This is a genomic window from Micromonospora sp. NPDC023956 (assembly GCF_040639195.1).
Lineage (GTDB): Bacteria > Actinomycetota > Actinomycetes > Mycobacteriales > Micromonosporaceae > Micromonospora.
On the sequence record NZ_JBEZZN010000002.1, the window covers coordinates 358,219 to 373,789 of the forward strand.

At 72.7% G+C, this 15,571-nt stretch carries 10 protein-coding genes; 4 read left to right on the forward strand and 6 right to left on the reverse strand.

Going from position 1 to position 15,571, the window contains the following annotated elements:
• Positions 1-3: 3 nt before the first annotated feature.
• Positions 4-339: an STAS domain-containing protein gene (locus tag AB0F58_RS04090; protein ID WP_357137584.1), complete on the forward strand. Its 336-nt coding sequence runs from the start codon at positions 4-6 to the stop codon at positions 337-339.
• A 3-nt stretch (positions 340-342) separates the two neighbouring features.
• Here AB0F58_RS04090 and AB0F58_RS04095 read toward each other — a convergent pair whose 3' ends face one another.
• Both AB0F58_RS04095 and AB0F58_RS04100 read right to left on the reverse strand, forming a co-directional pair.
• Complete coding sequence (locus AB0F58_RS04095; RefSeq protein WP_357137586.1) at positions 343-897, reverse strand: response regulator; 555 nt, start codon at positions 895-897, stop codon at positions 343-345.
• A complete protein-coding gene (locus AB0F58_RS04100; protein WP_357137589.1) occupies positions 894-5,261 on the reverse strand; it encodes a HAMP domain-containing protein in 4,368 nt (1,455 codons plus the stop codon). The genes AB0F58_RS04095 and AB0F58_RS04100 overlap by 4 nt, the downstream gene beginning before the upstream one ends.
• A gap of 239 nt (positions 5,262-5,500) precedes the next feature.
• Here AB0F58_RS04100 and AB0F58_RS04105 point away from each other — a divergent pair, with 239 nt between their 5' ends.
• Positions 5,501-7,588, forward strand: a complete 2,088-nt coding sequence (locus AB0F58_RS04105) for a SpoIIE family protein phosphatase (RefSeq protein ID WP_357137592.1) — start codon at positions 5,501-5,503, stop codon at positions 7,586-7,588.
• Positions 7,589-7,771: 183 nt separating this feature from the next.
• Here the strand turns inward: AB0F58_RS04105 and AB0F58_RS04110 are convergent, their stop codons facing one another.
• On the reverse strand, positions 7,772-9,301 hold the full coding sequence (locus AB0F58_RS04110; RefSeq protein WP_357137595.1) for an FAD-binding oxidoreductase: 1,530 nt from the start codon (positions 9,299-9,301) through the stop codon (positions 7,772-7,774).
• 94 nt (positions 9,302-9,395) lie between these two features.
• Between AB0F58_RS04110 and AB0F58_RS04115 the strand changes: the two genes are divergently transcribed.
• Entirely contained in the window at positions 9,396-11,492 is a 2,097-nt protein-coding gene (locus tag AB0F58_RS04115) for a S9 family peptidase (RefSeq protein ID WP_357137598.1), read from the forward strand.
• 85 nt (positions 11,493-11,577) lie between these two features.
• Here the strand turns inward: AB0F58_RS04115 and AB0F58_RS04120 are convergent, their stop codons facing one another.
• The gene (locus AB0F58_RS04120; RefSeq protein WP_357137601.1) at positions 11,578-12,534 is read right to left on the reverse strand and encodes a threonine/serine dehydratase; all 957 of its coding nucleotides are present in this window, start codon (positions 12,532-12,534) and stop codon (positions 11,578-11,580) included.
• 32 nt (positions 12,535-12,566) lie between these two features.
• The gene (locus tag AB0F58_RS04125; RefSeq protein ID WP_357137603.1) at positions 12,567-13,139 is read right to left on the reverse strand and encodes a TIGR03086 family metal-binding protein; all 573 of its coding nucleotides are present in this window, start codon (positions 13,137-13,139) and stop codon (positions 12,567-12,569) included.
• A gap of 31 nt (positions 13,140-13,170) precedes the next feature.
• On the opposite strand from AB0F58_RS04125, the gene AB0F58_RS04130 reads away from it, so the two are divergent.
• Positions 13,171-14,019: an AraC family transcriptional regulator gene (locus tag AB0F58_RS04130; RefSeq protein ID WP_357137606.1), complete on the forward strand. Its 849-nt coding sequence runs from the start codon at positions 13,171-13,173 to the stop codon at positions 14,017-14,019.
• A 13-nt stretch (positions 14,020-14,032) separates the two neighbouring features.
• On the opposite strand, the gene AB0F58_RS04135 is transcribed toward AB0F58_RS04130, so the two are convergent.
• Positions 14,033-15,571 (reverse strand): SpoIIE family protein phosphatase, encoded by a 1,539-nt coding sequence (locus tag AB0F58_RS04135; RefSeq protein WP_357137609.1) that lies wholly within the window; start codon positions 15,569-15,571, stop codon positions 14,033-14,035.

Below are 15,571 nucleotides of genomic sequence, written 5' to 3' on the forward strand. Positions count from 1 at the left end.
CGGGTGGATCGTGCCGAACTATCCATCACGGTACACCGGACGGCCGACGAAGTGATGTTGCGCCTGGTCGGTGAGATCGACATGCTCACCGCAGTCCAGCTCTCCAGCGCGGTGAACGAGGTCCTCTCCGATCCGCCGCCCCGCATCGTCCTCGATCTCGGTGGCGTCACCTTCTGCGACTCGCAGGGGCTCGGCACCCTCGTGGTGCTCAGCCGCAAGGCCAGTCACGCCCAGAGCCTGCTGGTGCTCACCCACGTCGGTGACTTCCTGCTGCGCGTCCTGGACATCACCGGCCTGCGCTCCGCCCTCATGATCCGCAACAACCACTCTCCGCTCTGAGCCTCAGAGCGGGGTGCCCCAGCGGGCCTGCTCCAGCAGCTCGACGGCGCGGTCCCGGGCCTCGGGGTCGTCGGAGCGCAGCAGCGTGGTCGCCTCGTCGACCGCGTCGGTGAGCACCCGCCACTGCGCCTCGCGGTCGCGGACCAGCTCGGACTGGGCGGCGAGCTGCCGGGTCTTCGACCACAGGTCGACGAAGACCGACACCTTGGCCCGCAGTACCCACGGGTCGAACGGTTTGGTCAGGTAGTCGACCGCGCCGACGGCGTACCCGCGCAGGGCGAGCTGGGCGTCCCGGTCGGCGGCGGTGAGAAAGATGATCGGGATGTGCCGGGTGCGTTCGCGACGCTTGATGTGCCCGGCGGTCTCGAAGCCGTCCATGTCCGGCATCTGGGCGTCGAGCAGGATCACCGCGAAGTCGTCCACCAGGAGCTGTTTCAGCGCCGCCTCGCCGCTCTCGACGGCCACCGACTGCACCGGCAGGCCCTGGAGGATCGCCTCCAGGGCCATCAGGTTCTCCCGCCGGTCGTCGACCAGCAGCGCCTTGGCCATCGGGTTCACTGCTTCTCCTCGTGTCGGCTGCCGCTGATCCAGGACGACATCAGCTCGATCAACTCGTCCAGGTCGACCGGCTTGGTGATGTAGTCGCTGCCACCCGCCGCCAGGGCGGACTCCCGGTCGCCGGGCATCGCCTTCGCGGTCAGGAAGACGATCGGGAGGTCGGCGAAGCGGTGGTTGCGCCGGATCGAGCGGGTCGTCTCGTACCCGTCCTGGTCCGGCATCATGGCGTCCATCAGCACGATGTCCACCTCCGGGTGCTCGGCGAGCAGCCGGACCCCGTCCGCGCCGTTGTCCGAGTAGAGCACGGCCATCCCGTGCAGCTCCAACGCACTGGTCAGGGCGAAGACGTTACGGACGTCGTCGTCGACGATCAGTACGGTGGCCCCCTCCAGCCGCCGCGTCGTCGGGCCCTCCGGCGGCTTCGGCAGCTCCGGCGGGGGCATCAGCAGCGACGAGGGCAGCCCGGCGCGGGCCGGCGAGGGCGGCAGCGGGGCGACCACCGCGTCCGGAGCCAGCACGTCGGGGACGAAGAGGGTGAAGGTCGACCCCTGTCCGGGCGCGGAGGCGACGGCGATCGTGCCACCGAGCAGGCGGGCCAGGTCCCGGCTGATGGAGAGCCCGAGCCCGGTGCCACCGTACCGGCGGCTGGTGGTGCCGTCGGCCTGCTGGAACGCCTCGAAGATCAACGACAGCTTGTCGTCGGGGATGCCGATCCCGGTGTCCACCACCATGAAGGCGATCACCTGCCGGGCGTTGGTCAGCGCCGGCACGTCGAAGACCACGTTCTCCGCCGCCGGCCCGATCCGGAGGGTGACCGTCCCGGTGTCGGTGAACTTGACCGCGTTGGAGAGCAGGTTGCGCAGGATCTGCTGCAACCGCTGGGCGTCGGTGACCACGGTGGTCGGCAGATCCGGGGCGATCTCGACCCGGAAGTCGAGCCCCTTCTCCTCGGCCTGCGGCTTGAACGCCTGCTCGACGTAGCCCCGGATCTCGGAGAAGCGCACCTCGACCGGCTGGACGTCCATCCGGCCGGCCTCGATCTTCGACAGGTCGAGGATGTCGTCGATCAGCGAGAGCAGGTCCGAGCCGGCGCTGTGGATCGTCCGGGCGAACTCGGTCTGCTTCGGGGTGAGGTTCTGCTCCGAGTTCTCGGCGAGCAGCCGGGCCAGCAGCAGCAGCGAGTTCAACGGCGTCCGCAGCTCATGGCTCATGTTCGCCAGGAACTCCGACTTGTACGCCGAGGCCCGGGTGAGCTGCTGCGCCTTCTCCTCCAAGCCGAGCCGGGCCAGCTCGATCTCCCGGTTCTTGGTCTCGATGTTGCCCTTCTGCTCGGAGAGCAGCTGGGCCTTGTCCTCCAGTTCGGCGTTGGTGCGCTGCAACTCCGCCGACTGCTCCTGCAACTCCAGGGCGAGCCGCTGGGACTGGGAGAGCAGCTCCTCCGTACGCCGGTTGGCCTGGATGGTGTTGACCGCGATGCCGATCGTCAGCACCAGCCGCTCCAGGAAGGAGAGGTGCAGGTCGGAGAAGGTCGCCACGCTGGCGAACTCGATCACCCCGAGCAGTTCCCCCTCGAAGAGGACGGGGAGGACCACCAGGTCGGCCGGGTTCGTCTCGGCCAGGCCGGACCGCAGGGTGATGGTGCCGTCCGGAACCGCGCTGACCCGGATGGTGCGGCGGGAGAGGGCGGCCTGCCCGACCAGGCCCTCACCGGGACCGAAGGTGACCTCGTGTCCCCGGGCGACGTACCCGTAGGAGGCGGTGAGCCGCAGCCGGGTGACGCCGTCCGAGGTCTCGGCGAGGAAGAAGGCGCCGAGCTGGGCGTCGACCAGCGGGGTCACCTCCATCATGATCATGCGGCAGACCTCGCCCAGGTCGCGCTGCCCCTGGAGGAGACCGCCGATCCGGGCCTGGTTGGAGTCCAGCCAGCCCTGCTCGGCGTTCTTCTTCGTCGTCTCCCGGAGGGTGACGATCATCTGGTTGATGTTGTCCTTCAGCTCGGCGACCTCGCCCTGCGCCTTGACCGCGATCCGCTGGGTCAGGTCGCCGCGGGTCACCGAGGTGGAGACCTGGGAGATCGCCCGGAGCTGGGTGGTCAGGGTGGAGGCGAGCTGGTTGACGTTCTCGGTGAGGTCCCGCCAGGTGCCGGAAACCCCCTTCACCTGGGCCTGACCACCCAACTTGCCCTCGATGCCGACCTCACGGGCGACCCGGGTCACCTCGTCGGCGAACGACGACAACTGGTCCACCATCGTGTTGACCGTGTTCTTCAACTCCAGGATCTCGCCCTGCGCGTCCACGGTGATCTTCTGGCCGAGGTCGCCCTTGGCCACGGCGGTGGTCACCGAGGCGATGTTGCGCACCTGCGACGTCAGGTTCGACGCCATCGAGTTCACGTTGTCGGTCAGGTCCCGCCACGTACCCGAGACGCCCTTGACCTGGGCCTGACCACCCAGCTTACCCTCGGTGCCCACCTCGCGGGCGACCCGGGTCACCTCGTCGGCGAACGACGACAACTGGTCCACCATCGTGTTGACGGTGTTCTTCAACTCCAGGATCTCGCCCTGCGCGTCCACGGTGATCTTCTGCGACAGGTCACCCTTGGCGACCGCGGTGGAGACCTGCGCGATGTTCCGCACCTGGGCGGTCAGGTTCGACGCCATCGAGTTCACGTTGTCGGTCAGGTCCCGCCAGGTGCCGGCGACGCCCCGGACCTGGGCCTGACCACCGAGCTTGCCCTCGGTGCCCACCTCGCGGGCCACCCGGGTCACCTCGTCGGCGAACGACGACAACTGGTCCACCATCGTGTTCACGGTCGACTTCAGCTCCAGGATCTCGCCCCGGGCGTCAACGGTGATCTTCTGCGACAGGTCGCCCTTGGCCACGGCGGTGGTCACCGAGGCGATGTTGCGCACCTGCGACGTCAGGTTCGACGCCATCGAGTTCACGTTGTCGGTCAGGTCCCGCCACGTACCCGAGACGCCCTTGACCTGGGCCTGACCACCCAGCTTGCCCTCGGTACCCACCTCGCGCGCGACCCGGGTCACCTCGTCGGCGAACGACGACAACTGGTCCACCATCGTGTTGACCGTGTTCTTCAACTCCAGGATCTCGCCCCGGGCGTCGACGGTGATCTTCTGGCTGAGGTCGCCCTTGGCGACGGCCGTGGAGACCTGGGAGATGTTCCGGACCTGGCTGGTCAGGTTGCCGGCGAGCTGGTTGACGTTCTCGGTCAGGTCCCGCCAGGTGCCGGAGACGCCGCGCACCTGGGCCTGACCACCCAACTTGCCCTCGGTACCCACCTCACGGGCCACCCGGGTCACCTCGTCGGCGAACGACGACAACTGGTCCACCATCGTGTTGACGGTGTCCTTCAGTTCCAGGATCTCGCCCTGCGCGGCGACGGTGATCTTCTGGGAGAGGTCGCCCCGGGCGACCGCGGTGGAGACCTGCGCGATGTTCCGCACCTGGGCGGTCAGGTTCGACGCCATCGAGTTGACGCTGTCGGTCAGGTCCTTCCAGGTGCCGGCGACGTTCGGCACCTCGGCCTGACCACCCAGCTTGCCCTCGGTGCCCACCTCACGGGCCACCCGGGTCACCTGCTCGGCGAAGAGCCGGAGCGTGTCGGTGAGCCCGTTCATGGTGTGTGCCAGCTCGGCGACCTCACCCTTCGCCGACACGGTGATCTTCTGCGACAGGTCGCCCCGGGACATCGCCGTGGCCACCTGCGAGATCGACCGCACCTGGTCGGTGAGGTTCGACGCCATGGTGTTCACCGAGTCGGTGAGGTCCTTCCAGGTGCCCGCGACGCCGCGTACGTCCGCCTGACCACCGAGCTTGCCCTCGGTGCCCACCTCGCGGGCCACCCGGGTCACCTCACTGGAGAACGAGGAGAGCTGGTCCACCATCGTGTTCACGGTGCGGCCGATGTGCAGGAACTCGCCCCGCAGCGGGCGGCCGTCCATCTCCAGCGCCATGTGCTGAGAGAGGTCACCGTCGGCGACCGCCACGATCACCCGCGCGATCTCGGTGGTGGGGCGGCCCAGGTCGTCGATGAGCGAGTTGACCGCCCGCTGCCCCTCCGCCCACGAGCCGTCCAGCCCCTCCTCGTCGAGCCGCTCGGTGAGCCGGCCCTCCCGGCCGACGATCCGGCTGATCCGGCGCATGTCGAAGTACTGCCGCTCCTGCAACGACACCACGTCGTTGAAGGCGTCGACCACGTCACCGACCACGCCCGCCCGCCGGGGCAGCCGGACCTTGAAATCGCCCTGACCGACCCGCCGCAGCGCCGCTGCCAGCTCGCCGAGGACAGCCTCGTGGTCGTACGCCGCGGAGTCCGCGCCGACCGGGGTTCTCGCCGTCGTCATCGTTCCTCGCTCAGCTCGGGGGCCTCCAGGCTCGTGCCGGCCATCCCATCATTGTGCCCGCACGAGAGCTGCGCATCTCCCCCGCCGCTCCCGCCGCTGCCGCCCGCCGAGCCGGCACCGCCCGGCGCGACCCGGACGGAACCGGTCGCGGTGACACCGGGGGCGGAACGACGCGCCCGGGGCACGAGCGGGCGTCGACCCGCTTGGCTTCCCGGCAAACGGAAGGGGAGGATACGAGGGTGGCAGCGGAGGCGGGGCCGACGACCGATGGCCCGAACGAGCACGTGCGACGGGTCCGACTGCCCGCCGACCGCCGCACACCCGCCACCGCTCGGGCGGTCGTCCGCTCGGTGCTCGCCGAGGCGCACCTGGAGGAGCTGCTCAACGAGGCGCTCCTGCTGACCACCGAACTCTCCACCAACGCGGTCGAGCACGCCCGTACCGAGCTGGACATCGAGGTGGTCGCCGACCAGGTGGGACTGAGCGTGATGGTCTCCGACTACGCGCCGGGGCCGGTGGACGAACTGACCGTCGGGATGCGCAACGACTCGGCGGACATCGCCGAGGTCGCCGAGCGGGGCCGGGGCCTGCTCCTGGTCGACCACTTCGCAAGCTGCTGGGGGACGACCTACCTCCCCTCCGGCAAGGGCGTCTGGTTCCGGCTGGACCGTCCCGACGGCTCCCCGCCGCGTCGGGACGCGCTCGCCGAGGGCCGGCGGCTCTCCCCGTGTTCGGCCGGGACCGACGGCGACGGCAACCCGGTGGTGACCAGCGGGCCGAGCGCCGCCGCGATGAGCGAACTGATGCAGACCCGCCCCGACCCGTACGCCGACGATCCGCTCCCCGACTTCGCCACCGACCTGCTGGCCCGGGTCGCCACGATGGTGGGGGCCACCGGTGGGCTGGTCCGGCTGGACCGGGGCGACGGTCAGGGCACCCAGGTGCTGGGCCGGTACGGTCGGCCGCCGCGCACCGACAGCGATCTGCTCCGGGTGCCGCTGTCGGTGCAGCGGCCGTACTCCGGGGAGCTGGAGCTGGACGCGGTGCCCTCGGCGTACGCGCACCCGCTCGCCGCGTTGACCGCCGAACGACTCTCCCTGCACCTCGAGAACGACCGGCTGCGCCGGGCCGACGTCCGCCGGCAGGCCTGGTTGACCTTCCTGGCCGAGGCGAGTGAACTGCTCGCCCAGTCCCTCGACGTCGAGTTGACCATGGCGCTCGTCCCGCAGCTCGTGGTGCCCCGGCTCGGGCAGTGGTGCGCGGTGCACATCACCGACGAGTGGGGGCGGCTCAACCTGGCGGCGGCCAGTCACGTCGACGAGTCGGTCCTGCCCCACCTGCACCAGGTTTTCCGGGAGACCGGCCCGGAGTCGATCCAGGCCCGGCTGCGCGAGGCGATCCGGGTCGGTTCACAGGTGCCGCTGAACGGGCCGATGGAGGGCTTCGCGGTGCCCCTGGTCGCCCGGGGGCAGCGGCTCGGCACTCTCGCTGTCGGTCGGCACCAGCGCCACCGCCACGATCCGGACGAGGTCGCCGTACTGGAGGACGTGGCCCGGCGGGCCGCGTTGGCGATCGAGAACGCCCGCATCCACGCCGAGCGGCGCCGGGTGGCGCAGACCCTGCAACAGTCGCTGCTGCCGCCGGTGCTGCCGGTGATCGAGGGCATCGGCTTCGCCGCCGAGTACGTCCCGACCGGGGACGACGCCGAGGTCGGGGGCGACTTCTACGACGTGCTGCCGCTGCCGGACGGCCGCTGGCTGGTGGTGATCGGGGACGTCTCCGGCAAGGGTGTCCAGGCCGCCGCGGTGACCGGGCTGGTCCGCGACGTGATCCGGGTACTGGTCGGGGACGGCAAGCCGCTGCCGGAGGCACTGACCCGGCTCAACGAGACCCTGGTCCAGCGGGGCGGGGGACGGTACTGCACCCTCGCGCTGGCGGCGATCGGGCCGGGCGAGGGCAACCAGCTCGACGTGTCGCTGCACCTCGCCGGGCACGACCGGCCGGTGCTGCTGCGCAGCGCGGGCGGGGCGTCCTTCGTCGGCACCGGCGGGACCGCGCTCGGGCTGCTCGACGCGATCACCTCGCCGGCCTCGGTCCTCCCGCTCGAACCGGGCGACGCGCTGATCTTCTACACCGACGGGGTGACCGAACGGCGGCGCGGCCGGGAACTCTTCGGCCCCGACCGACTGCGGGAGGCCGCCGCCCCGCTCGCCGGATACTCGGCGGACGTGGTCGCCGCGCGGCTGCGCTCCACCGCGATCAACTTCTCTCCGGAGCCGCCCCGGGACGACATCGCCGTGCTGGTCATCAGGAACGACGCGGTCTGAGCCGCCAGCCGAGAGCCGGCTCATGACGGTCGCCGGGCCGGAGGCCGGCTCGGGACGGTCGCCGGGCCGGAGGCCGGCTCGGGACGGTCGCCGGCTCGGAGGCCGGCTCGAAACGGTCGCCGGGCCGGAAGATCGGCTCGGGCCGGTCATCGGGCCGGAGGTCGGCTCCGGCCGGTCGTCGGGTCAGAGGCCGCCGGGGAGGCGGCCGGGGGCGAGCCGGTGGTGCGGGTCGAGGTGCTGCTTGGCCGCGCGCAACCGGGACCGGGCCGGCAGGTCGCCCCAGAGGTCGACACCCTGCCGGACGGCGGGCGGCGCCGACAGCACCACGCAACGGCCCTCGCGGGACAGGAGCACCTGCCGGACCGCGGTGAGGACCGAGGCCACCCGTTCCACCGGCGTGTCGCCGGGCAGCACGGCATGGGCCACGCCGCGACCGACCGAGCCGCGTACCGGAACCGGGGCGCCCACCGCGTCCCGCAGCGCGTAGATGGCGGCGTGCAGGTCGGTGAGGGGGACGTCGACCCGGAGCGCGATGTCGTCCGGCCGGAACGGATAGTGCCGCCACCAGTCGGGCGGGACATCGGCGACGGTGGCTTCCGCACCGAGCAGCCTGACCAGGTGGCGGGCCCGCTCGACCACGTCGGCCGAGCCGCCCTCCAGCAGCATCACCAGGTCACCGGCGGCGGGCGGGGCGGACCGGCTGGCGGGCGGGGAGGAACGCGCCGCGCCGGCCGGGTGGGCGGCGCGGCCGGAACCGGCCGGGTGGGCGGCGCGGGCCGAGCCCGCCGGATGGCCCGACCAGGCGGGGCCGGAGACAGGGGTGCGGGGCGCCGGGAGGCGACGCGAGGCGGGCAGGTCCAGCTCGATGGCGGCGGGCCGGAGCCCGGCCGACAGCACGGCGCGGATCAGCTCGTGCACCTCCAGCGGCGTCCAGACCGGCCGGGTGACCCAGACGCGGCGGGGTGGCAGGGGCTGGACCCGCAGGGTGGCCGAGACCAGCACGCCGAGCCCGCCGTGCGAGCCGCAGAGCAGCCGGGCCAGCTCCGGGCCGGACGCGCCGCCGCCGGACTCGACCAGTTCACCGTCGGCGGTCAGGTAGCGCAGGTCGACCAGTTGGTCGCCGGGGGTGCCGTACCGCAGGCGCAGCGGACCGGCCTCGTCCGCGGCGAGCACACCGCCGACGGTCGCCCCGGGCGACGGGGCGTCCAGCGCCAGACGCCGGCCCGTCCGCTCCAGCGCGGCCTGCACGGCGCGCAGCGGGGTGCCCGCGCCGACCTCGACCACCGAAGCGGACGGGTCGGCACCGCTCTCGGTCCGGCGGTGCCGGCCACCGAACCGCCCGACGGGGCCCGGCTGGCCGGCGCCGGCCGGGCCGGCACCAATCGACCCGTGCCAGCCGGGACCGGTCGGGGAACGGATACCGGCGAGCCGGCCGGTGTCGAGCATGATGTCCACCCGGTCCGGCACGGCACCCCAGTCGATCTTGGTGCCGGCGCCCCGGGGCACCACGGTCAGGTCATGCGCGGCGGCCAGCCGCAGCACCTCGGCCGCGGCGCGGGCGTCGCCCGGCACCGCCACCCAGCCGGCCGGCCGCCCGGCGACCTCGTCGGCGGGGCCGGCGGGGCGGGCGAAGGGCGGACCGCAGATCTCGACGAGCCGACGGATGACGTCGGCCGAACCGGCACGGAGGGCCGAAGGCAGGGATCCCGACATGACGGTAATCGTACAGGTGTACGAACAGCCGTGGGGCGAAACCGGACGTCGACACGCACCCCGGTCCCGGCTTCCCGGCCGGTAACGTGACGGCGTGACCACCGAGACCCCCGCGCCCGTCGCCAGGCGCGTCCCCACCGAGCGTGTCCACCACGGAGACACGGTCGTCGACGAGTACGCCTGGCTCGCCGACAAGGACGCCCCGGAGACCATCGCCCACCTGACCGCCGAGAACAGCTACACCGAGGCGCGCACCGCCCACCTGGCCGACCTGCGCGCCACCCTGTTCGAGGAGACCCGGCGGCGCACCCAGGAGACCGACCTCTCGGTGCCGGCCCGCAAGGGCGGGTACTGGTACTACAGCCGCAGCGTCGAGGGCCAGCAGTACGGCATCCAGTGCCGGCGGCCGGTCCGCGACGGCGAGACCGAGCCCCCGGTCAGCGTCGACGGCGCGCCCCTGGACGGGGAGGAGGTGCTGCTCGACGGCAACCAGCTCGCCGAGGGGCACGACTTCTTCTCCCTCGGCGCGTACGACGTCAGCCCGGACGGGCGCTGGCTGGCGTACTCGACGGACTTCGCCGGGGACGAGCGGTACACGTTGCGGGTCAAGGACCTCACCACCGGCGAGGTGCTCACCGACGAGGTGCCGGACACCTTCTACGGCACCGCCTGGTCCGCCGACGGCTCCGCCCTCTTCTACGTCACCGTGGACGAGTCGTGGCGGCCGAACCGGGTGTGGCGGCACACCATCGGCACCCCGGCGAGCGCGGACGTCGTCGTCCACGAGGAGGCTGACGAGCGGTTCTGGGTGGGCGTCGAGCTGACCCGCTCCGAGCGGTTCATCCTGATCGACATCCACAGCAAGGTCACCAGCGAGGTACGGGTCATCCCGGCCGGCAACCCGACCGGCGAACCGGCCGTCATCGCCCCGCGCCGGCAGGGCGTCGAGTACTCCGTCGAGCACCACGGGCACCGCTTCCTGATCCTGCACAACGACGGCGCGGAGGACTTCGCGCTGGCGTACACCTCGGCGGACGCCCCCGGCGACTGGGTGCCGATGATCGAGCACGCCCCCGGCACCCGGCTGGAGGCGGTGGACGCCTTCGCCGACCACCTGGTCATCTCGCTGCGCAGCAACGGGCTCACCGGCCTGCGGGTGCTCACCGACGGCAGCACCGACTGGTACGACATCGACTTTCCCGAGCCGCTCTACAGCGTCGGCCTCGACGCGAACCCGGAGTACCGCACCCGGCAGATCCGGTTCCGCTACAGCTCGCTGGTGAGCCCCGAGTCGGTCTACGACTTCGACCTGGTCACCCGCGAGATGGTCCTGCGCAAGCGGAAGCCGGTGCTGCCCGGCCCGGACGGGCGGGAGTACGACCCGGCCGGGTACGAGCAGCACCGCGACTGGGCCCTCGCCGACGACGGCACCCGCATCCCGATCTCGCTGGTCTACCGGGCCGGCACCCCGAAGGACGGCTCCGCCCCCTGCCTCGTCTACGGCTACGGCTCGTACGAGGCGAGCATCGACCCGTGGTTCTCCATTCCCCGGCTCTCCCTGCTGGACCGGGGTGTGGTGTTCGCGGTGGCCCACGTCCGGGGCGGCGGTGAGCTGGGCCGGCGCTGGTACGACGAGGGCAAGCTGCTGGCCAAGAAGAACACCTTCACCGACTTCGTGGCCTGCGCCCAGCACCTGGTCAAGGCGGGCTGGACGGCTCCGGACCGGCTGGTCGCCCGCGGCGCGTCCGCCGGTGGCCTGCTGATGGGCGCGGTGGCGAACCTCGCCCCGGACGCCTTCACCGGCATCGTCGCGCAGGTGCCCTTCGTGGACGCGCTCACCAGCATCCTCGACCCGTCGCTGCCGCTGACCGTCACCGAGTGGGAGGAGTGGGGCAACCCGCTGGCCGACCCGGAGGTGTACGCCTACATGAAGTCGTACACCCCGTACGAGAACGTCGCGCCCGTCGACTATCCGGCGATCCTCGCGGTGACCAGCCTCAACGACACCCGGGTCCTCTACCACGAGCCGGCCAAGTGGATCGCCCGACTGCGCGCGGTCGCGCCGCAGGGCGACTACCTGCTCAGGACCGAGATGGGTGCCGGGCACGGCGGCCCGAGCGGCCGGTACGACGCCTGGAAAGAGGAGGCCTTCGTCAACGCCTGGATCCTCGACCGCCTCGGGCACCGCTGAGCCGGCGCCCCCGGGTACCGACCTGCTGCCCGCCCCGCCGCGCCCCGTCACCCCGGCGTAACCGCCGCCGGGGCGACGGAGCGGGTCACGGCTGAGGTGGGGCGGAGAGTGCGGCGGCGAACACGTCCGGGTCGACGTTGCCGCCGCTGACCACCGCGACGGTACGACCGGCCGGCAGGTCGTCGGCGTGGAACAGCCGGGCGGCGAGCGCCACCGCGCCGCTCGGCTCGGCCACCAGCCGGGCGTCGCGGGCCAGCCGCCCCATCGCCGCCCGGATCTCGTCCTCGGTGACGGTGACGATGCCGTCGAGGCGGTCCCGCAGGTGGGCGAAGGTCAGCGGGGACAGCGGCAGCCGTAGTCCGTCGGCGCAGGTCCGGTAGGTGCGTTCCTCGCCCCAGACCACCACCTCACCCGCCGCGAGCGAGTCCCGCGCCTCGGCGGCCAGCGCCGGCTCCACCCCGACCACCACGGCGGACGGGCGCAACGCCCGTACCGCCGTGGCGACCCCGGAGGAGAGGCCACCGCCGCCCACCGGCACCAGCACCACGTCCACGTCGGGCAGGTCCTCGACGATCTCCAGCCCGACGGTGCCCTGGCCGGCGATGACCCGCCGGTCGTCGAAGGGCGGCACGAGGACCGCGCCGGTCGCGGCGGCGATCCGGTCGGCCTCGGCGCCCCGCCGTTCCCGGGCCACCGGCACCACCTCGGCCCCGAGCGCCCGCATCTGGTCGACCTTGACCGTGGGCGCGCCCTCCGGCACCACGACCGTGCAGGGAACCCCGGCCGCCCGCGCCGCGTACGCCAGGGCCTGACCGTGGTTACCGGAGGAGTGGGTGACCACACCGCGCGCCCGTCCGGCGGGGTCGAGGCGGGCCACCGCGTGCGCCGCGCCGCGCAGCTTGAACGAACCGACCGGTTGCAGGCTCTCCGGTTTCAACCACAGCCGGTCGTCCCACCGGGTTCGCAACAACGGGGTACGCAGCACGGTCGGCGCGACCGCGTGGGCGGCGGCGCGGATGTCGGCGAGCGAGACCAGGTCCATCCCGCCATACTGCCCGCCGGACGGGCACCGGGTCAGCCCGCCGGCGACCGGGCCGGGTCACGGCCGGTCAGGCCGAGCAGACGGGAGAGGTCGTCGCCGGGGTCGCCGGGCTCCACCGCCGGGCCGAACACGCCCCGCTCGCGGGCCGTCGGCGCGAGCCGGGCGACCAGGTCGAGCAGTTCGGCCACGACCGCGGGATCACCCCGGTACGGCTGGCCGGTCGACCGGGCCAGATCCCAGCCGTGCACCGTGAGGTCGAGCAGCAGCATGCCCCCGACGACCTCCTGCGGCAGGCCCATCCCGGGGGACACCCCCTCCAGAGCGGACGGCTCCGACCAGGCCCGGATCACGCGCTCGGTCTCGACAGCGAACCGGTCCCGCCAGTCGCCGGTCAGCAGGTCCGGCTGCGCCGACCAGTCGACGGGGCGGCGGGCGGCCAGCCCCTGGAAGTTGACCACCACCTGGAACAGGTGGCCGAGCAGGTCGCGGACGGCGTACTCCCGGCACGGGGTGGGCAGGTCGAGGTGGGCGTCGGAGATGCCCCGGACCACCGCCACCGTCTCCGGGGCGGCGGCGGTCAGCAGGTCACTAGTCTTTGTTGCCATACGGGCAGCGTATGAGGGTGGTCTTGAAGGAATGCGACACGAGCCGCGGAACGACGACCGGGGCATCCTCGACCCGGCTCGGCTCCACCGTGATCTGCGCTTCCGCCGGTACCTGTCCGCCGCCCCGCTGCGCCGGTACGTCGAGCACTACTGGTTCGTGGACTGGAACGTGACCGCGGCGTTCACGCAACGGGTCGTACCGCATCCGGCGGTGAACCTGGTGTTCCGGCACGACGACGACCGCTCCGGCCCGGTCCCGTCCCCCGGCTCCGAGGACGGCTCCGCATCCGTCCGGGCCCCCGGCTCGGTCGAGGTCTCCGGCGTCGCGCGGCGGCTCTTCTCGATCACCCTGGCCGGCAGCGGCCGGGTCTGCGGTGTCCAGTTCCGGCCGGGTGGCTTCCGGCCGTTCTGGCGGCGTCCGGTCGCCGAGCTGACCGATCGTCGACTCCCCCTCGTGCCGGCGCCCGACCCGGCCGAGGTCTGTGCCGGGGACGACGACGACCGGCGCCGCGCGCTCGACGACTTCCTCCTCGGCCGGGCACCGGAGCCGGACCCGTCGGCCGACGAGGCGATGCGGCTGGCCGACGAGATCCGCACCGACCGGGGCATCCTCCGGGTGGACGACCTGGCCCGCCGGCACGGACTCTCCACCCGCCGTCTCCAGCGGCTCTTCGTCGGGTACGTCGGGGTCGGACCGAAGTGGGTGATCCGGCGCTACCGACTCCAGGAGGCGATCGAGCAGGCCGCCGTCGGGGTGCCGGACTGGGCGACGCTCGCCGCCGACCTCGGCTACAGCGACCAGGCCCACCTGGTCCGCGACTTCACCGCCGTCACCGGTGTCACCCCGACCGCCTACGTCCGCTCCCTGCACCCCCGGTAGCGCGTGGGGTGGTTCAGCGGCGCCGGAGGGCGAGCACGGCGACGTCGTCGTGGATCTCCGGAGGGGCGAGTTCGCGCAGCAGGCGCGCGCAGAAGGCGTCCAGGTCCGGCTCGACCCGGGCGGCCTGCGCGGACAGGGCGGCCAGTCCCTCGTCGATGGTGGCGTCCCGGCGCTCGATCAGCCCGTCGGTGTAGAGCACCAGCGTCGCCCCGGGTGGCACCACGAACTCCAGGTCCGGCGGACGGGTGGCCCGGACCCCGAGCAGCGGGGCGCTGTGCTGGAGGAAGTCCACCTGCCCGTCCACGGCGAGCAGCGGTGGCAGGTGACCGGCGCTGGCCATCCGGACGTGACCGGTGGTCGGCTCCAGCAGCAGCACGCAGATGGTGGCCAGCTCGTGCGGGAGCAGTCGCCGCATCAGCTCGTTGACCCGGTGCAGGATCTCCCCCGGCTGGTGCCCCTCGACCGCGTACGCGCGCACCGCGTGGCGCAGCTCGGCCATCACCGTGGCGGCGTGCAACGAGTGGCCGGCGACGTCGCCGATCGCCATCAGCAGGTGCCCGTCGAGCATCACCAGCTCGTAGAAGTCCCCGCCCACCTCGGTCTGCGCGCTCGCCGGCTCGTACCGGACGGCGAGGTCCAGGCCGTTGATCACCGGGATCCGGCGGGGCAGCAGACTGCGCTGGAGGGTGACCGCGATGCGGTGTTCCTCGTCGTAGGAGCGCTGCGCCTCGACGGCCGCCGCCACCGCCTGGGCGAGCTGCACCAGCACCGGCATGCCCGGGACCTGCACCCCGGCCGGCACCACCACGTAGAGCGGGGCGCGGTCCTCCCGCAGCCGGGCGGCGGCGACCGCCAGCCGGTCGCCGGCCGGCCAGTCGGCCAGGTTCCAGTCGGACGGCTCGTCGATGCGTACCGTCGTCCCGGTCGGCACACCGGCGTCGTCCACCGTCCACGGGACGACGCCGCCCGCCTCGCCGGGGCCGGGGCAGACCCCGGCCAGGCAGTCCCCGTCGAAGGTCTCGGCCACCACGGCGGCGGGGGTACGGAAGATCTCCGCCGCGCCGACCGCGGCCTCCTCGAGCAGGCGGACGAAGGTCGGCGCGGCGTGCACCGCGACGGTGGTCTCGGCGAGCCGGGCGAGCCGCTCGGCGAAGAGTTCGGCCCGTCTGCGGGCCCGGTAGTAGCGCAGCACCGCGTGGGCGGTGGCCACCAGCTCGTCCGGTTCGATCGGCTCGGCGAGGTACGCGTCCGCGCCCCGGGTCAGGCCCTGCGCCCGGTCGACCACGTCGACGGCGTGTGCGGAGACGTGGATGACGGGCAGGGCCGGCTGACTGGCCTTGATCCGTTCGCAGACCTCGAAGCCGCTCAGGTCGGGCAGGCGTACGTCGAGCACCACCAGTTCGACCGGGTCGGTGCCGACCCGTTCCAGCGCCTCCTTGCCGGTCTCCGCCTCCAGCACCTGGAAGCCGGCCCGGGTCAGCCAGCTCACCAGCAGGTAGCGCTTGGTGCGACTGTCGTCGACCACCAGCACTGTCGCGGGACCGCCCTCCAC